12 protein-coding genes and 4 tRNA genes are annotated in these 19,515 nt (G+C 41.3%); 8 read left to right on the top strand and 8 right to left on the bottom strand.

The window, feature by feature from the left end:
- Window positions 1–41 precede the first annotated feature (41 nt).
- The 6 genes from QPX86_RS01880 to QPX86_RS01855 all read left to right on the top strand — a co-directional run bounded on the left by QPX86_RS01880 (window position 42) and on the right by QPX86_RS01855 (window position 8,306).
- Window positions 42–2,219 (top strand): type I secretion system permease/ATPase, encoded by a 2,178-nt coding sequence (locus QPX86_RS01880; RefSeq protein WP_285163934.1) that lies wholly within the window; start codon window positions 42–44, stop codon window positions 2,217–2,219.
- Entirely contained in the window at window positions 2,216–3,598 is a 1,383-nt protein-coding gene (locus QPX86_RS01875; RefSeq protein ID WP_285163933.1) for an HlyD family type I secretion periplasmic adaptor subunit, read from the top strand. The genes QPX86_RS01880 and QPX86_RS01875 overlap by 4 nt, the downstream gene beginning before the upstream one ends.
- A gap of 74 nt (window positions 3,599–3,672) precedes the next feature.
- Window positions 3,673–5,043: a TolC family outer membrane protein gene (locus QPX86_RS01870; protein WP_259651213.1), complete on the top strand. Its 1,371-nt coding sequence runs from the start codon at window positions 3,673–3,675 to the stop codon at window positions 5,041–5,043.
- Complete coding sequence (locus tag QPX86_RS01865) at window positions 5,043–5,639, top strand: OmpA family protein (protein WP_220752338.1); 597 nt, start codon at window positions 5,043–5,045, stop codon at window positions 5,637–5,639. The genes QPX86_RS01870 and QPX86_RS01865 overlap by 1 nt, the downstream gene beginning before the upstream one ends.
- Window positions 5,640–5,664: 25 nt before the next feature.
- Complete coding sequence (locus QPX86_RS01860) at window positions 5,665–6,375, top strand: transglutaminase-like cysteine peptidase (protein ID WP_259651210.1); 711 nt, start codon at window positions 5,665–5,667, stop codon at window positions 6,373–6,375.
- Window positions 6,376–6,383: 8 nt separating this feature from the next.
- Window positions 6,384–8,306 carry a bifunctional diguanylate cyclase/phosphodiesterase gene (locus QPX86_RS01855; RefSeq protein ID WP_285163932.1) on the top strand — a complete coding sequence of 641 codons (1,923 nt, stop codon included), beginning with the start codon at window positions 6,384–6,386 and terminating at the stop codon, window positions 8,304–8,306.
- A gap of 175 nt (window positions 8,307–8,481) precedes the next feature.
- Here the strand turns inward: QPX86_RS01855 and QPX86_RS01850 are convergent.
- The 4 genes from QPX86_RS01850 to QPX86_RS01835 all read right to left on the bottom strand — a co-directional run bounded on the left by QPX86_RS01850 (window position 8,482) and on the right by QPX86_RS01835 (window position 9,018).
- Window positions 8,482–8,558 (bottom strand) — tRNA-Pro (locus QPX86_RS01850).
- A 164-nt stretch (window positions 8,559–8,722) separates the two neighbouring features.
- A tRNA-Pro gene (locus tag QPX86_RS01845) sits at window positions 8,723–8,799 on the bottom strand.
- Window positions 8,800–8,829: 30 nt separating this feature from the next.
- A tRNA-His gene (locus QPX86_RS01840) sits at window positions 8,830–8,905 on the bottom strand.
- A 36-nt stretch (window positions 8,906–8,941) separates the two neighbouring features.
- Window positions 8,942–9,018, bottom strand: a tRNA-Arg gene (locus QPX86_RS01835).
- A gap of 207 nt (window positions 9,019–9,225) precedes the next feature.
- Here QPX86_RS01835 and QPX86_RS01830 point away from each other — a divergent pair.
- The gene (locus QPX86_RS01830; protein WP_285163931.1) at window positions 9,226–11,883 is read left to right on the top strand and encodes a sensor domain-containing diguanylate cyclase; all 2,658 of its coding nucleotides are present in this window, start codon (window positions 9,226–9,228) and stop codon (window positions 11,881–11,883) included.
- A gap of 41 nt (window positions 11,884–11,924) precedes the next feature.
- Here QPX86_RS01830 and rep read toward each other — a convergent pair whose 3' ends face one another.
- Complete coding sequence (gene rep, locus QPX86_RS01825; protein ID WP_220752486.1) at window positions 11,925–13,937, bottom strand: DNA helicase Rep; 2,013 nt, start codon at window positions 13,935–13,937, stop codon at window positions 11,925–11,927.
- Window positions 13,938–14,165: 228 nt separating this feature from the next.
- On the opposite strand from rep, the gene ubiK reads away from it, so the two are divergent.
- Complete coding sequence (ubiK, locus tag QPX86_RS01820; RefSeq protein ID WP_220752344.1) at window positions 14,166–14,429, top strand: ubiquinone biosynthesis accessory factor UbiK; 264 nt, start codon at window positions 14,166–14,168, stop codon at window positions 14,427–14,429.
- A 169-nt stretch (window positions 14,430–14,598) separates the two neighbouring features.
- Here the strand turns inward: ubiK and QPX86_RS01815 are convergent, their stop codons facing one another.
- The 3 genes from QPX86_RS01815 to ilvD form a co-directional block, all read right to left on the bottom strand.
- Window positions 14,599–15,753: a pyridoxal-phosphate-dependent aminotransferase family protein gene (locus tag QPX86_RS01815; protein ID WP_220752346.1), complete on the bottom strand. Its 1,155-nt coding sequence runs from the start codon at window positions 15,751–15,753 to the stop codon at window positions 14,599–14,601.
- A gap of 279 nt (window positions 15,754–16,032) precedes the next feature.
- Complete coding sequence (ilvA, locus tag QPX86_RS01810) at window positions 16,033–17,571, bottom strand: threonine ammonia-lyase, biosynthetic (RefSeq protein WP_220752348.1); 1,539 nt, start codon at window positions 17,569–17,571, stop codon at window positions 16,033–16,035.
- 43 nt (window positions 17,572–17,614) lie between these two features.
- Window positions 17,615–19,474 carry a dihydroxy-acid dehydratase gene (gene ilvD, locus QPX86_RS01805; protein WP_220752349.1) on the bottom strand — a complete coding sequence of 620 codons (1,860 nt, stop codon included), beginning with the start codon at window positions 19,472–19,474 and terminating at the stop codon, window positions 17,615–17,617.
- Window positions 19,475–19,515 lie beyond the last annotated feature (41 nt).

Raw genomic sequence — 19,515 nt, 5'->3', positions numbered from 1 at the left:
TTGTTTTTAACATAATTATAATTACAAAGGATAAGTAATACGTGCCAGCAACCGTCTCTGATAATCAAGAGCAGTGGACTATTTCGGCCTCTCAACGTACCACGGTCGACCCATTACTTGATTGTTTAGTATTAATGACTGAACATTTTGGTTCCCCTTGCTCAAGCGATTCACTTGCGGCAGGGTTACCTTTGACTAGCGCTGTCATCACCCCTGAATTATTGCCTCAAGCAGCTTCCAGAGGTGGGTTATCTGCTAAATTAACCCGTAAAGATCTCAATCAAATATCAGAGATTTTATTACCTTGTATTTTGTTGTTAAAAGACAAAAAAGCCTGCATTCTTCGCAGTATAGATATCGATGCTGATAAAGCAGTAATCCAACTTCCTGAAAGTGGCGGTCAGGAAACGCTGATGATAGAGGAATTAGAGACCCTCTATGTAGGTTATCTGTTTTTAATTAAACAAGAGTTTCGTGGGGATAATAGTTTTGATGTCCACATTCACGATAACACCACTCATTGGTTACTTCAGAGTATTAAAGACTCTGCCCCTATATATCGTGATGCCTTAATTGCATCAGTCTTGGTTAACTTATTCGCTCTTGTTTCACCGCTATTCATCATGAATGTCTATGACAAAGTGGTGCCAAATCTAGCATTTGAATCTCTTTGGGTTCTAGCAATTGGTGCAGGAATAGCATATTTATTTGACTTAATACTACGACAGCTAAGAAGCTACTTAATTGATATAGCCGGTAAAAAGGTTGACATCATTGTATCATCTAAACTTTTTGCTAAAGCAATAGGTATACCACTGTCCAAACGCTCACCAAGCGTCGGGGGTATGGCTCGCCAACTCAGTGAATTCGATAGTATTCGAGAAATTCTCACTTCAGCGACAATCACCACGTTAGTAGATTTACCTTTCGCGTTACTTTTTGTCGCCATCATTTATATTGTTGCAGGTGACTTAGCCATTATTCCAGTTATTGGCGGCATCATTATCATTGGTTTTACTTTATATATTCAGCCAAAGCTAAAAGCTGCAATTGAAGAAAGTAATCGATTTTCTAGCCTCAAACATGGACACTTAATTGAAAGCTTAACGGCCCTTGAATCAATTAAAGCCAATGGTGCCGAAGGACTTGTTCAAAAAAGCTGGCAACAAATGATCGGCCACACAGCTAACTGGCAACTTAAGTCTAAAAAACTGTCAAACGCGGTGAGTAATCTCGCTAATTTTATAGTCCAAGTAACAGTGGTTTGCGTCGTTATTTTAGGCGTGTATCGCGTCGCAGAAAATGAAATATCTATGGGTGGAATTATTGCAGCGGTAATGCTTTCAAGCCGTGCAATTTCACCGATGGCACAACTTGCCGGTTTAATCACACGCGGAAACCAAACCGCCAGCTCTTTACGCCAACTTGACGAGGTGATGAACCAAGAGGAAGAGTTTGAGAATAAAGGCAACCTAGTTAGTAAGCAGCGCTTACATGGTAAAATTGATGCCGATAACGTCGCATTTAGCTTTCCTGAGGCAGAAAAGCCCGTTTTACACCCATTATCTATTCGTATCACCCCTGGTGAGCGAGTGGCCATTATTGGTCGAAATGGTTCAGGTAAAAGTACTTTAGCCAAACTACTTGTGGGGTTATACAAACCCACTCAAGGCAGCCTTCGTTATGACGGCTTAGATGCAGGGCAAATTCACCCAAGTGATTTACGCAGTAATTTTGGTTACTTACCGCAAGATGTGACCTTGTTTCATGGCTCAATCAAAGACAATATTTTATTCGGCACTCGTCAAGTTACTGAACATCAGCTAATACGTGCTGTACAACTTTCTGGTGTAAGCATGTTTACCAATCTTGAATCGGAAGGACTTGACCAGCAAGTTGGCGAAGGCGGACTGTCCTTAAGTCGTGGACAACGTCAAACTGTTGCCCTCGCCCGTGCCACCCTTAATGACCCGCCGATTTTATTAATGGATGAGCCAACAGCAAGTCTCGATGCTAGAGCAGAAAAGCAATTTATCCGCTCAATGGAGCATGTCACTAAAGACCGCACCTTACTACTTATCACCCATAAGATGCATTTATTACGTTTAGTCGATCGCATTATTGTGCTTGATAGAGGTCATATCGTTGCCGACGGCCCTAAAGACAAAATTATTGATAAGCTCAATAATGGTTTACTCACTGGGGGCCGTCCATCATGAGTAATAAGTTAACAAGTCATGACTTAGACATGGTTGATGATGTTTATGGCGCAATGATGACTGATGCCCCACGTGGTCATAGTTTGATAATTTGGTCACTTGGCGCAATGGTAGTTTGCTTTTTTATTTGGTCATATTTTTCTGAATTAGATCAAGTGACATCTGGCATGGGCAAGGTTATTCCATCATCACAGATCCAACTAATCGACAGCCTTGATGGCGGTGTGTTGCAAGAAATATATATTCAAGAAGGTATGATTGTCACTAAAGATCAGCCTTTGGTTAAAATTGACGATATTCGTTTTCGTTCTGATTTTGCACAACAAGAGCAAGAAGTCTATAGCCTACAAACTAACGTGATCCGCATGCGCGCTGAGCTCGATAGTATTGTGATTTCAGGTATGTCATCAAATTGGCGAGAGCAAGTCAAAATAACCAAGCAACCGTTAATATTTTCTGATGAAATTATTCAGCAAGAGCCTGCCTTAGTTAAAAACCAGCAAGAAGAATATTCAGGTCGCTTAGACAACTTGAGTAACCAACTCGAAATACTCGTTCGACAAATTCAACAGCGTCAACAAGAAACGGAAGAGCTAACCTCAAAAATTGCGACTCTGACTAAAAGCTTCCAGCTTATCTCGCGTGAGCTTGAACTAACAAAGCCTTTAGCGCAAAAAGGCATTGTACCTGAAGTTGAATTATTAAAACTTGAGCGAACAGTCAACGATATCCAAGGCGAGCTGAAAACAATGCGCCTGCTTCGTCCAAAGCTAAAAGCTTCAATGGATGAGGCCATCCTAAAACGACGTGAAGCAGTCTTTGTCTATGCGGCCGATTTGCGTGCCAATTTAAACGAGATGCAAACTAAATTATCAAGAATGAATCAAGCACAAATAGGTGCTTTTGATAAGATTAATAAATCAGTTATTACCTCCCCAGTAAACGGAACCATAAAAACACTACACATTAATACCTTAGGTGGTGTCGTGCAGCCTGGTGAAGAAATTATTGAAATTGTTCCATCAGAAGACCAGTTGCTAATTGAAACAAAAATAACCCCTCAAGACATCGCATTCTTACACCCTGGTTTACCTGCTATTGTTAAGGTGACGGCTTATGACTTCACTCGTTACGGTGGACTGAAAGGCACAGTTGAGCATATTAGTGCAGATACAAGCCAAGATGAAGAAGGAAACAGTTTTTACACGATTCGTGTTCGAACTGCTGAATCAAATTTAGTAAAAAACGATGGCACAAAGATGCCAATTATTCCAGGTATGCTCACTTCTGTGGACGTTATTACCGGAAAAAGAACTATCCTTGAGTATATATTGAACCCGATTTTACGGGCAAAAGAGACAGCACTTAGAGAGAATTAGCAAAAAACCGGGAGGGTTTTTTCATGAAAATCAACATTAACCAATGCAATAGATTGAGCGTATTCGCGTTGGCAATGTCTGCAACTTTTGTAACATCTACGCTGAACGCGCAGTCGTTAGAGCAGGCCGTGGCACATACTCTAGATACCAATCCAGAGATTAGAATTGCGTTTAACCGCTTTAAAGCTCGAGAAGAGCAAGTTAATCAAGCCATAGCCGGTTACATGCCAACTGTTGATTTAACAGGTGGTTATGGGTGGGAGCAAACAGATAGCCCTTCAACTCGTCGTAAGAACCAACCTGGTAACGATAATTTAGATGAAGGCGTTATGGAGTTAGAGCGTGGAGAAGCAGGGTTTAGTATTAAACAAATGCTGTTTGATGGCTTCTATACTAGCAGTGAAGTCGATCGCTACTCTTTTGAAGCCAGCTCTGATCAATGGGCACTGTTTGCAGCGGCAGAAGATATAGCACTTGAAGTTAGTAAGGTTTATGTAAATTTTATTAAAGCTGAACAACTGCTGGTTTTGTCTGAAAAAAATCTAAAGAGCCATCAAGATATTTATGATCAAATCAAAGAACGAACAGACTCAGGTCTTGGTTCTATAGCTGATTTATCTCAAATATCAGGCCGTTTAGCACGTGCTAATGCAAACCTCATGGCAGCCAAAAATAATCTGTATGATGCCAAAGCTCAGTACATACGTATTGTTGAGCAAGATCCTGAAAATCTTGTGGTACCAGTGCCAGACATGGACTTTCTACCTCGAAACGTAGCTGAAAGTATCGTTAAAGCCCAAGATAACCATCCTATTCTAAAATCTGCCAGTAGTGATATTAAAGCGGCGGATAAAGAACGCAGCTCCGCACAATCAAACTATTACCCTGAGTTCACATTAGAATTAAATGGTAATTGGAATAATGATGTTGACGGTGAAGACGGCTATGGTACGGGGTCTACTTTTGATCCTTACGTAAACGGTCATAGTAATGATCTTGTAGGTATGGTGCGCGTTAAATACAACTTATTTGCAGGTGGTAAAGATTTAGCCCGCGAAAAAGAAGCAGCCTACAAAATTAATGAAGCAAAAGAAGTTCGTCAGCGTGCTCATCGTCAAGTTGTAGAAGGTGTGCATTTATCTTGGAATGCGTATGAAATGTTAGCCCCCCAAAAGCAATATATACGTCAACATGTCATTGCTTCAAAAGATACTCAAACAGCTTATTCACAGCAATTCAATTTAGGTCAACGAAGTTTATTGGATTTACTTGATACGGAAAATGAGCTTTTCCAAGCTCGTCAAGATTATCTACAAGCTGATTTTGACGAAACAATAGCAAAATATCGAGTATTAAATGCTACAGGCCAATTACTTGATTCTCTTCGAGTTACTCGTCCAGATATTTGGCAAGGTGAACGTGATTATGAAGGAGGAGTAAAGTAATGAAATACATACTTTTACTACTAGCTATTTCGCTAACTTTTGGCTGTTCAATGCGTGATATAACGTCGATGGACTCTCAAACTGATCAAGATTTTGATCTAAATGATAATGATAAAGATGGCGTCATCATGGCAAGAGAGAGATGTATTGATACAGTTAATGGAGCTGGCATTGACAACTATGGCTGTGGCACTGTTAATGAAATAAATGAGCGCCAAGAACTGAAAATTATGTTCGAGAATGATTCAGACTACATCAATAATCGTTATTATCAGCAAATTGAAAAAGTTGCAGATTTAATGAACTACTACCCTAACACTCAAGTGACTATTGAGGGACATTGTAGTAAAACAGGTTCCTATGAGCATAATTTAGCCCTATCTCAAGCTAGAGCAGATAATGTGGTCAAAGTTCTTTCAGATACATTTGGTATTGACTCCTCTCGTTTAACTGCCATCGGGTATAGTTTTGACAGACCAATTGATACATCTAATACAACTGCAGCAAATGAGCTAAATCGACGAGTCATAGCTGAAGTAACAGGTGATGATACAAAAGCGGATATGAAGTGGCATATTTACACCGTTGATCAGTAAAACTGCCATATGAAGGAGTGAGGGTTTGCAGGGAAAGGGCCGTATATATTTAATCGGTTTAAAACGTATTTACCGTTACCCTTTGCTGGCATCGGTATTTATCGTATCAGGACTTTTTGCAGCAGCCCCAACTCAAATAGATGTACAGAAAACTATTAGCGCTCTATCAAATCAATATGGTGAGCGTGCAGAAAAGCGAGCTAAAGCATGGTTTAAAATCGTTAACGATGCTCAAAAGCTTGATGACATTGATAAACTGAAAAAAGTAAACGGCTTTTTCAATTTATTCAAGTTTGTCGATGATCATGTACTGTGGGGAGAGTCCAATTATTGGGCCTCTCCTATGGAGTTTATAGGCGTTAATGCTGGTGATTGTGAAGATTTTTCTATTGCAAAATATTTCACCTTGTTACAAGTGGGAGTGCCTGAAGATAAACTCAGAATCACCATGGTTAAAGCAACGTCTGTGAATCAATACCACATGGTACTGGCTTACTATGAAACACCAGGCTCAGTACCACTAGTGCTAGATAACCTAGACCCGGTAATAAAGCCTGCGACCCAAAGGGGTGATTTATTACCTGTTTATAGCTTTAACGGTAAACAGTTATGGCTAAACAAAGAGAAAGGCCGAGGCGTACTTGCAGGTTCATCCTCACGTCTTGAAAAATGGAATGATTTAAAACTTAGGTTGGGTATAGACAGATTACGTCAACCCAAGCAAAAAATGGAGTAGTGGCCAAGATGACCCTTTTTCGCCAAATCTATGCGTTACTTTTTGGTTTATTTTTACTGGTAGTAACCAGCCTAGGTTACGTGCAGTTTACAGAAACCCAAAGTTTTCTCATCAAGCAGATGGAATCCGACTTAAATAACGCCAGTCATTCACTTGGTATTATGTTAGTCCCAGCTTTAGAAAATGGAGATGATGTTGGAGCCGAAACCTTAGTAAACGTTATATTTGAAGGTGGTTATTACCAACAAATAAAACTTACTTGGCTCGTTGATGGAAAGCAGCAGGTATGGAATAACGCAATACGAATTGAGGGAGTACCTCAGTGGTTTATCGATTTAAATTTATTTAGCACCATCACCAAAGAAAGTGTTATCACTTCTGGTTGGTTGCAACTTGCTAAAATAGAAATAACTGCTCATCCAGGGTTTGGTTATCATGAATTGTGGCGGATCATATCTAATACTATCATTATATTTTCAATTCTTTTTTTACTAGCAATAGTCTGTGCTCGTTTCGGCCTAAGCTATATTTTAAAACCTCTTCATACTCTATCAGAACACGCTCAACAGATTGCCAATCGCCAATTCGGCCCGGATATGCCCACACCTAAAACCAAGGAACTCAAAGAACTTGTTGGTGCATTCAATAGCATGTCAACTCAGCTTAAACAGGTTTTCAGCTCATTAGATGAAGAAGTATCTGCTCTACGTAAGAAAAACCTCGTAGACCAAGTTTCTGGCCTTCCTAATCGACAATATATGGTGAGCCGTATTAATGGGTGGTTAGCCGAGCCAAGTAGTGGGGCAATTTTCCTCGCTAAATTTGACTGGCTAGAAGAAGTGCACAGTAAATACGGCTATCAAGTCCGTGATGAAACCATTAAGTTACTGTCACAAAAGCTCGAACATTATTTAGATGAAGTTGCGCCTTCAGTGATTGCCAGAATTGCCGCTTATGAGTTCGCTTTTTTGATCACTGATATTGAACATGATCAACTAACTAAATATTTGCAAACCTTACTCAGAACCCTAAACAAAGAGATTTCAAAGGCGGGTTGCAAACCAAATGAAGGCTTTGCTATCGGTGTTGCTGAGCGTACTGGCAATATGACTGTCAGTGACATTTTGGCGCAAGCTGATAATGCACTGCAAAAATCATTAACTGACAATAAAGTATTCCACTGGTTTGAAACCACAGAGCACCAACTGTTTAGTCGTGAACAATGGCGAGACAATTTAACTGATGCCATACAAAACAAAAAATTCCAGTTTAGATGGCAACCAGTATTACTTACTCAGAATGAAGAAGTTTGCCAACGTGAAGTATATTGTCAGTTACAGGTCAATGATAAACTCCAACACGCGGGCCAATTCATGCCGTACGTTGAACTACTCTCTTTAGGCACATTATTAGACCAATGCTTAATCGAGACTGTCATTGAAAATCGTTTATTAGAGCGTAATTACGAACCGTTAGCCATCAACTTAACGTTCCAAAGTATCAGCGACCCATTGTTCCATACTTGGCTTCAACACCTACTTCGAAATTGTAATTTCCCAGAGCGAATATGCTTTGAAATACCTGAAGCCAGTGTTTACAGTGATTTAGAAAACTGCGAAAACTTATGTAATATCATTCGAGATAATGGCGCAAAATTTGGTATTGATCACTTTGGTAGACAGTTTGGTTCGATGAGTTATTTACAAAGCTTACGACCAAGCTACGTGAAGTTAGATCAATCTTTTGCCTATATGGAAGATGACCAACACAATACTGAACTATGTCGTGCCTTGGCAAATGTTGCTAAAGGGCTTGATATACAAGTCATTGTGACTGGTATTCAGCAACAAACCCAACTTGATCGCTTTACCTCTATGCGATTAGATGCCTACCAAGGCTTTATAGCACCGCCCATCGCAATCACTCTGTAACATATGCTTTAAATAAAGCCACGCAATAGCGTGGCTTTATTATGTCAAGTTGTAGGCCACAAGATAACTCATCAGTGAAACATCCATGAAAGTCGCGATAAGAGTGTAAAATAAATCCCAAATGATAAATTTCAGACACAAAAAAGCCACTCAATGAGTGGCTTTTTTGTTTATGTGGTCGGTGATAGAGGATTCGAACCTCTGACCCTCTCGTCCCAAACGAGATGCGCTACCGGGCTGCGCTAATCACCGAAAATCTGTTCTGATATTTGAGTCTTAAGAGAAAATTCTCTGCTCCACTCTAATAAAGAGTGAGTGACACGTTATCAAACGACGTAATTCACTAAACGTAACTTTTAATACGGTAGGCCAATTTGATAGGATCAAAATAAATCACTAATTGGAATACTAAAATTTGGTCGGTGATAGAGGATTCGAACCTCTGACCCTCTCGTCCCAAACGAGATGCGCTACCGGGCTGCGCTAATCACCGAGATATTCTATAAATAGAATGTAGATTGAATGGGGTGACTGATGGGGCTCGAACCCACGACAACCGGAATCACAATCCGGGGCTCTACCAACTGAGCTACAATCACCACTGAATTTCAATCTTGCTAACGAACGTTACCGAATGGTGCGCCCAGAAGGATTCGAACCTTCGGCCTTACCCTCCGGAGGGGTACGCTCTATCCAGCTGAGCTATGGGCGCTCGCCTTGGTTAGCGACGCACATAATAGGGATAAATCACCTTCACGTCCACCTTTGTTTATAACTTTTTTGTTTGTTTGCTCAAGTTTTGAGTAAATTGGGATGTTTTTAAGCATTTTTCATTTTAAACTGTTGATAGTTCCCTTTGTGAGCGAACTTTCATATACTCGATGATGGATATTGACCTCAAAAGGATTAAGGGAGAATGATGGAAAAGAGGAAACTCCCTTCAGTTAGTTGCAATAATATCGAACACCTTCAAAGAAGGGTTTCAAGATTAAGGCGATTAGCAACAAAATATAAACGTGCTGAAATCATTCAAAACGCCTTATTAGAAATTTCCAACATTGCTACCCACGTGGTGTCACTTGATGCTTTTTACCAAGGTGTGCATAACCATCTGCAAAGCCTGATTCCTGCTGATAACTTTTTCATTGCCTCCGTCGACAATAACACTGGTAACATCAGTCTACCTTTTTTTGCCGATGAAAAAGATCCTCACCCTTCTGAACTCTATCCTGATGAAGAAATCTCTTCTTTATTACAACGTGGTATTACAGGGTACGTTTTAAAGACAGGTGAACCACTCTTTTGTGATGAGCAACGATTTGTAGAGCTCGTCGCTGAAGGGAAAATTGATGATCTTGGCTCCCCTTGCTTGCAATGGCTTGGATTTCCTATCAAGCATAATAATATCGTGTCAGGTGTATTGGTGGTTCAAAGTTACAGTAACGACATCAGTTACGGTGAATTAGAACTAGAGTTAATGGGGTTTATTTGTCATCACATTTCCGGAGTAATGGAGCGCCTTCGACATAATGAAGAACTAGAAATTGCGATTATTCAACGCACTAAAGAACTCAGCCAAGCCTACGACAAAGTTAAGCTTGAAGTTCAAGAAAGAGTGAAAGCAGAAAAATTACAAGAGTCCTTATTTCAAATAGCCGATCTTTCAGCATCAAACATCAGCGGCCAAGATTTCTATCCCCAAATCCACCAAGTCATAAGCCAATTATTACCTGCCGATAATTGTTTTATTTCGTTAGTACATAAAGCATCGAAAACTTTATCATTTCCTTTTTATGTATCGCAATTAAGTGGCGAGCCACCAAAACCAAGGGCAATGCAAGATGGGTTAACCGAATTTATCTTGAAGCATCAACAGCCCAAACTATTAAGCCAACAAGATATTAAAGACATGGTTCAAGCCGGTGTAATTTACGGCACCAACCCAGCGCTTAACCACACCCAAACAATGAAACAATGGATTGGTATCCCATTATTTATCCATGGTGAAATTGCTGGCGGTTTAACGATTTACAGTCTCACCGACCAAAACTCATACGAGGCAAAAGATCTAGAACTGCTCACGTTTGTTTCGCAGCACATTGCCAATGCGATTGAGCGTAAGTTTGCCGTTGAGCAATTAAAGCGTAGCCACGAGTTATTAGAAGATAAAGTAGAAAAACGAACAAAAGCGATTGCTGAAATGAATGACAACTTGCAACGTCAAATCATGCAGCGCAAGAAAATGGAAGCCCAATTGGTATACGATGCTAAGCACGACAACTTAACAGGCTTACCTAATCGCAGCTTTTTTATGGAGCGGTTGTCTCAAGCCATTAAGCATGTTCGTCGTCATCAAGATGAACAGTTTTCACTGCTTTTTATCGATTTAGACGGCTTTAAACAAATCAATGACACTTTGGGACATTTAGAGGGCGATAGGTTTCTAATTGAAACCTCTACTCGTCTTAAACTATGTATTAGAGAAAATGACACTTTAGCGCGTCTTGGAGGCGATGAATTTGTCATTTTATTAGACTCAATCCACAATCTTAAAGATGCAGAGGAAGTGTGTGAGCGAATTTTACAAACGATTTCTGAGCCATATGTTTTAGCACATCAGCAAGTTATTTCAGGAGCAAGTATTGGCGTAGCGTTTAGTTGCCTCAATGCATCTGATAATAGTGAGTCTATTCTCAGAAATGCCGATACCGCAATGTATCAAGCAAAATCTAAAGGCAAAGGCTGCTATGTTATTTTTGACAGAGAGACAGAATATCACTTCAATCAGCGTATCGAGTTAGAACAGGATTTTTTAAGTGCCTTAGAAAACGGCGACATTGTCGTCGAGTTAACTCCCATAGTGTCTTTTGCCGACTCTGATATCTTAGCTTATGAGCCTATCAGTCATTGGCAACATCCTTCTCAAGGTTTAATCGACAATAACGAGTTATCAACACTCGCGAATCAAACTCAAACCATGATGATGTTAGATGACTATATTTTTAAATATATCGACCATCATTATAAAGCGCTTGCCAGCGGGTTAGGCGATGGAATACAAATTCATATCCCACTTTCTAGTCAACATATAAAGCATAAATATGGACTTCGCAGCTTAAAGAATACCATTAAGCGCAGTCAAATTTCGGCCTCAAAGTTATGGATATTTTTTCATGAAAAGTCTTTCGTTAAAGACAGCACTCATCATATTAGTGCGTTTGAATCACTAGTCGAACTCGGGGTTAATATCGGAATTAATGGCTTTGGCACTGGGTATAGCTCACTCAGCAGTTTAAGCTTTTTACCTATTAAAGCGTTAAAGCTTGATGCAGATGTTAGCCAGCATTTAATTAATGATAAGCAACTACAACTTGCTAAAGCATATCAGTTAATTGCGACGACCCTAGGTTTTGAAATTTATGCAGAGGGCGTGAATACGCCTGAACAAAAGAAAACGTTGGAAAATTTAGGTTACCACCAAGGTCAAGGAGAAGTGTTTTCCTTAGCAAACTTAGTGCTAACTCAGCATACAGAGCAAGTCGAAACGCCTGCGCTAGCGTCTGAACTCATAATCTGAGTTAACATCTCTAAATTAATACACTAAAAAGGTTAGTCAGGCTACTTTTTAAACATATCTCTGATATTGGCAATATTGGTTTTAGCAGATTGCGCTTTTTCTTGCTCTGTTTGTTTAGGTTTTCGGTTTTCCCAAATCAAATCATCTTGTGGCAACTCCATCAAGAAACGGCTTGGCTCACAGCGCATAGTTTCACCAAACTGACGACGCTCTCGGCACATGGTAAACCATAATTCTTTTTGTGCTCGCGTAATGCCCACATAAGCTAAACGACGCTCTTCATCGACGTTATCTTCATCAATACTCGATTGATGCGGCAATATGCGCTCCTCAGTCCCCACCATAAACACATAAGGGTATTCTAGGCCTTTAGAAGCATGAAGTGTCATCAATTGTACTTGATCGCCACCTTCGTCCTCTTGATTACGCTCCATCATGTCTCTCAACGTAAGACGAGTCACAACTTCTGGTAATGTCATCGGCTCATCTAGTTCGTCACCTTCAAGCATCTCAGTGACCCAACGATATAATTCTGAAATGTTCTTCATCCGCATTTCAGCCGCTTTAGCACTGGTACTGGTTTCATACAGATAGTCTTCGTAATTAATTTTACGAATAAGCTGTTTAATCGCATCTACAGGTTCGCCGCGGGTGGCAATTTCGCCAGTATCGACAATGAACTTGCCAAACTGATACAAAGAAGCCATAGCAGCTGGCGCTAAATGATGATTCAGTTCCGCCTGAAAAATCGCTTCAAACATCGATATATGCTTTTGGTTGGCGTAATTACCTAAACGCTCTAATGTCGCAGGACCAATACCACGCTTTGGCAAATTCACAACTCGTAAGAAGGCATTATCATCATCCGGGTTTACCACTAAGCGTAAGTAAGCCATGATGTCTTTGATTTCAGCACGAGCGAAGAATGAGGTTCCGCCTGATAACTTATACGGGATACGGTTAGTCATCAAAGCACGTTCTAATAATCGTGACTGATGGTTACCTCGGTATAAAATCGCGTAGTCACCAAACTTAGTTTTACCCATAAACTTATGACGAACGATTTCAGCAATCACTCGCTCGGCTTCTTGTTCTTCGTTAGCAGCAAAAAGCACTCTTAGTGGCTCGCCATAAGCTAATTCACTGAACAGCCTTTTCTCATAAACATGGGGGTTATTAGCAATTAAAATATTGGCTGCACGTAAAATTCGTTGGCTAGAACGGTAATTTTGCTCAAGCTTAATTAAGCGTAATTGAGGAAAATCTTTACCCAACAGCACTAAATTTTGCGGTTTAGCACCGCGCCAAGAGTAAATCGATTGATCGTCATCACCTACCACTGTAAATCGAGCGCGATCGCCAACCAATAACTTTACCAATTCATATTGGCTGGTATTGGTATCTTGATACTCATCCACCAGCAGATATTGAAAACGGGTTTGCCATCGCGTTCGGACTTCTTCGTTATTACGCAGTAGTAATGTTGGCAATAAAATAAGATCATCAAAATCTAACGCGTTATAGGCTTTCATATGCTGAGCATAGCGTTGATATAATTTAGCGAACAATTGGGTTTGCTCATCGCCACCACGTTTTAATGCTTGATCTGGAATGACCAAATCGCCTTTCCAGTTTGATATTGCACTAGCTAGGGCTTTAATTAGATCTTTATCTTCTTCAAGCTCGTCTTCAGTGAGCTCTTTTAAAAGCGCAAACGTATCTTGATCATCAAACAGTGAAAAACCGGCTTTTAAACCCACCACTTTATGTTCACGCTTGATGATTTCTAAACCTAAGGTATGGAAAGTTGAAATCCATAAGCCTCGCGCTTCTTTACGTCCCATCGACTGCGACACACGCTCCTTCATTTCGCGCGCTGCTTTATTGGTAAAGGTAACGGCAGCAATATTGCGCGCCTTGTAACCACACTTTTCAACTAAGTATGCAATTTTGTTAATAATTACCCGAGTTTTACCACTGCCAGCCCCTGCTAATACTAAACAAGGTCCAGAAACATAGTGAACGGCATCATTTTGCCCAGGATTTAACTTCATGCTGTCGACTTTACCAATAACGAAAATAAATGGAGTGCGATCATACCAGAAAGCCGCGATCGACAATTAAAAATTTTAATCTTCAAAAGCGATCAATACGCTTATTCAGTGCGTATTGTCCTTCAAAGTGAACAAGTGCACATGCTCAATTGATAACATTGGATATGTATGACTGCTGAGGTACAATTAGGTCATAGATAAGAAACCTAATTTAATATGGAATTGATGATGATTAATCCAAAAAAACTTGAAGAAATGGCTAAGCAGCTTAGTGATAATCTTCCTAGTGGTGTAAAGCAATTTGCTGGCGAGTTTGAAGAGCGCTCAAAACAAGTATTGCAAAGCCAACTGATGAAGTTAGATGTGGTTTCTCGCGAAGAATTTGAAGTACAGCAACACGTGTTATTAAAAACCCGTGAAAAGCTGGAAGCACTGCAAGCACAAGTTGAAGCACTAGAAGCAAAGTGCTCTTCTGAAGATTGCGGTAAGTAATAACAGCAATGAAGAAGTAGTTTTTTTTATACAGGCTGTTCGAAATTAGCTAATAGAAATTAGGAATTGAAAATAGCCTCCTAAAATCGATAACTATTCTCCAGATTTGAAACTAAAAATGGCATCCTAGGATGCCATTTTTTATTGCCTATACTTAATCAACTTGAAACTAATTAAGCACTTCATCTAATGCGCGTAAGCATAAAGCCACATTCTCTCGACGAGCAGCATAACCCATCAGGCCAATACGCCACGCTTTACCCGCCAATGCGCCAAGACCTGCACCTATTTCAAGGTTATAGCTTTCAAGCAATTGCTTTCTCACTAATGCATCATCAGCCCCATCAGGAATATACACAGCATTAAGCTGTGGTAAACGGCACGATTCATCAACCACAAAGCTTAAACCTAATTGCTCGAGACCCGCGCGTAATAACTGATGCATATCAGCATGACGCTGCCACGCATTTTCTAACCCTTCGCTCGCTAACAAACGTAGCGACTCATGCAGTGCATATAATGCGTTCACTGGAGCGGTATGGTGGTAGCTGCGCTTTGCGCCGCTATCTTTACTTCCCCAATAACCCATCACTAAAGTTTGGTCTAAAAACCAGCTTTGAACTGGTGTGGTGCGACTTTTAATTTTCTCAACGGCTTTAGCAGAAAATGACACAGGTGATATACCAGGCACACACGATAAACACTTTTGACTACCTGAATAAATCGCGTCAATTCCCCACTCATCAACACGTAGTTCAACACCGCCTAGTGAAGTCACGGCATCAACAATGGAGATGCAATCATGCTCCTGCGCTAATGCACATAAGCTTTTAGCATCAGATAATGCACCAGTGGATGTTTCAGCGTGCACAAATGCCAGAAATTTTGCATCAGGGTTAGCCTGTAAAGCAGCTTCAACCGCCTCAACAGAAACAGGTTCACCCCATTCATTGTCAACCACAACAGCAGTAGCGCCAACGCGCTCAACGTTTTGGCGCATACGTTCGCCAAATACGCCATTACGGCACACGATAACTTTCTCACCCGCTTCAACTAAATTAACAAAACAGGTTTCCATTCCCGCACTGCCTGGCGCCGAAACTGCTAAGGTCATTTCATTTTCAGTTTGAAATGCATATTGAATAAGAGACTTAAGTTCATCCATCATCGCGACAAATAATGGGTCTAAATGGCCTATGGTCGGCTTTGCTTGTGCAGCGAGTACTTCAGGATACACATCTGAAGGACCTGGGCCCATAAGGGTGCGTCGTGGTGGATTAAAAGCAGTAATACTAGGTGCAGAAATTGTTGGTACAGATAACATCAAAGTCTCCTTGGCTCGAGGTCAATTTGTAATAGCTCAATGAAACCTACATTTTTCGTTGTATTTATCGCCACCGAATATCATTTCGTTTGTGGCTGTCTCGCCTTTGTAGGCTGGAACGACAATAACACACAGATAGATTAAAAGGCGCTATCTGTATGAAATTTATTAGCTAAAAACTCTATTTCTTATAAGGCAATCTGGTGTAACTCAGCAACAAAAATAGCTTCCTTAGGAAGCTATTTATTATCAAGCTTGATTAGGTTACTGCACAATTAACTATTTAGATCCCGAGCTCAGAAACAACTGATAAGCAGGGCTATTAGTTTCTTCTTGATATACAAAACCTAAATCTGTTAAAAACTTTGCAAATGCAGTCTCATCGCTAGCAGGCACTTCAAACCCAGCTAACACGCGGCCAAATGCGGCGCCATGGTTACGATAATGGAATAAACTGATATTCCACTGGCTTTGTAAGGTCGTTAAAAACTTAAGTAATGCGCCTGGGTGCTCAGGAAACTCAAAGCTATAAAGACGTTCATCTAATGGCTCTGGCGGTCTGCCACCAACCATATAACGAACATGAAGCTTGGCAGTTTCATCCTCTGATAAATCCTGAACCTGAAAATCTTCAGCCTCTAAGTGAGCGATGATGTCATCTAATTCAGCTTGGCCTTGGCTAATCCGAATTCCCGCAAACACTACAGCACTGTCACGACTGCTAAAGCGGTAGTTAAACTCGGTCATGGCGCGCTTATTTAAGATCTGGCAAAAACGTAAAAAGCTCCCTGGTTTCTCAGGCACTTTAACTGCTAATACAGCTTCTTTTTGCTCACCTAACTCACATCGTTCAGACACATAGCGCAAACTGTGAAAGTTAACATTAGCGCCACTTAAAATGGCAGCAACTCTCTCACCTTTTCCCGCTTCTTTAGGGTGCTGCTGAATATACTTTTTAAGCCCAGCAACCGACAATGCGCCAGCGGGCTCTGAAATCGCTCGTGTATCTTCAAAAATATCTTTTACAGCTGCGCAGATTTCATCAGACGTGACCGTCACTACTTCATCAACGTAATCTTTTGCCACACGAAATGGCTCTTCGCCAATACGTTTAACCGCGACGCCATCAGCAAATAAGCCGACTTGCGATAATGTTACTGGCTCGCCTGCTTCCATTGCCGCTTTTAAACAAGCAGCATCTTCAGGTTCAACCCCAACAATTTTAACTTGTGGCATCACAGCTTTGTAATACGCAGCAATACCCGCAATCAGTCCACCACCACCGACTGGCACAAAGACAGTGTCGATATCACGCTGTTGTTGTAGCATTTCTTGAGCAATCGTCCCCTGACCCGCAATCACGGCTTCATCATCAAAAGGGGCGATATAAGTGCGGTTGTCAGTTTCCGCTAATTGCTTTGCGTGCTCATTAGCTTGATCGAATGCTTCGCCAAATAACACCACATTTCCGCCAAGGCGCTTTACTGCATCGATTTTAATTTCAGGCGTTGTTCCCGGCATCACAATCACAGCATCAATACCGCGACTAGCAGCTGACATTGCCACACCTTGGGCATGGTTGCCTGCTGAAGCACAGACTACACCGTCTTTACATTGCTGCGGCGTTAACTGCGCCATGCGATTATAAGCACCACGTAATTTAAACGAATGCACTGGCTGCATGTCTTCACGTTTAAGATAAACCTGACTGCCCAAACGGGCAGACAGCTTATTTAAGCTCGACAAAGGGGTTACCTTCGCCACGTCATAGACTGATGACAGCAGGGTTTTCTGTAAATATTCTTGTGCTATAGACATAAGCCTAGTTCCATCAGTTGCTGATAATTGACGTTAGAAATAATTAACCTTCAAGCTTGCTGCGATCGCGAATTGCGCCTTTATCGGCACTGGTCGCAAGCAAGGCATAAGCTTTCAGTGCTAACGACACATAACGCTCACGGCTAACGGGCTTCCAAGCTTGTAAACCTTTCGCTTCCATCGCAGCTTTACGCTTAGCAAGCTCAGCATCAGAAACCGCCAGTTTGATACTACGAGAAGGAATATCAATCTCAATTTGATCGCCATTTTCAACTAAGGCAATGGTGCCACCAGCAGCGGCTTCAGGCGAAATATGACCAATAGACAAGCCAGACGTACCACCAGAAAAACGGCCATCAGTAATCAAGGCACAGGCTTTACCTAAACCACGAGATTTAAGGTAAGTGGTTGGGTACAACATTTCTTGCATCCCAGGGCCACCTTTAGGGCCTTCATAACGAATAACAACCACGTCACCCGCTACTACTTCGCCACCTAAAATACCGTCAACAGCATCATCTTGGCTTTCATATATGCGAGCACTACCAGTAAAGGTCAGGTTCTCTTCGTCAACACCTGCGGTTTTAACGATGCAGCCATTCTCAGCGACGTTGCCTGACAGCACAGCTAAACCGCCTTCTTGGCTAAAGGCATTTTCACGAGTACGAATACAACCTTCTTGACGGTCATCATCGACGCTGTCCCAATAACAATCTTGGCTAAATGCAGTTTGTGTTGGAATACCAGCAGGGCCTGCACTATAAAAACGGCGCACGCTTTCATCTTGCGTTTGGGCAATATCATATTTGGCTAACACTGATTTTAAGTTACCGCCATTATCTGCCGCCACATGGGGTACATCCGTATGCAATAAACCTGCTCTATCAAGTTCACCTAAAATGCCCATTACACCACCTGCACGATGAACATCTTCCATATGGTACTTAGGTGTAGAAGGAGCAACTTTACATAAATGCGGCACAAGACGAGACATTCTGTCGATGTCATCCATAGTGAAGTCGACTTCACCTTCTTGGGCTGCTGCGATTAAATGTAAAACGGTATTTGATGAACCGCCCATCGCAATATCGAGTGCCATAGCGTTTTCAAATGATTTAAAAGACGCAATATTACGCGGTAATACGCTGTCATCATCGTCACGGTAATAGCGTGTCGCAAGATCCATGATGCGACGACCCGCTTCTAAAAATAAATTACGACGTGCCGCATGCGTAGCTAAAAGAGAACCATTACCTGGCAATGATAAGCCTAACGCTTCCGTTAAACAGTTCATTGAGTTTGCAGTGAACATGCCAGAGCATGAGCCACAAGTAGGACAAGCACTACGTTCAATTTGTTTACTGTCTGCATCGCTGACATTCGTATCTGCGCCAGCAACCATCGCATCGACCAAATCAAGTTTAATGATTTTGTCTGAAAGCTTAGTTTTACCTGCTTCCATCGGGCCACCGGAGACAAATATCACTGGGATATTAAGTCTAAGTGCAGCCATCAACATGCCCGGAGTAATTTTGTCGCAGTTTGAAATACACACTAATGCATCGGCACAATGGGCATTAACCATGTATTCAACACTGTCGGCAATCAGTTCACGAGACGGTAAGCTGTAAAGCATGCCACCGTGACCCATTGCGATACCATCATCAACTGCGATGGTATTGAATTCTTTTGCAATACCGCCTGCTTCTTCAATTGCGCCAGCCACTAATTGACCCATGTCTTTTAAATGCACATGGCCTGGGACAAATTGAGTAAACGAGTTTGAAACAGCAATAATCGGTTTACCAAAATCCTTTTCTTTTACACCAGTTGCACGCCATAAAGCACGGGCACCTGCCATGTTACGACCTTCTGTACTGGTTGCTGAGCGTAATTTAGGCATTGTCTTTTCCTTCCTTCATCATTCCATTAATCAGTAATGGA

Origin of the sequence: Shewanella goraebulensis, assembly GCF_030252245.1 — a bacterium.
Classification (GTDB): domain Bacteria; phylum Pseudomonadota; class Gammaproteobacteria; order Enterobacterales; family Shewanellaceae; genus Shewanella; species Shewanella goraebulensis.
This window is presented reverse-complemented; position numbering and strand designations above follow the sequence as displayed.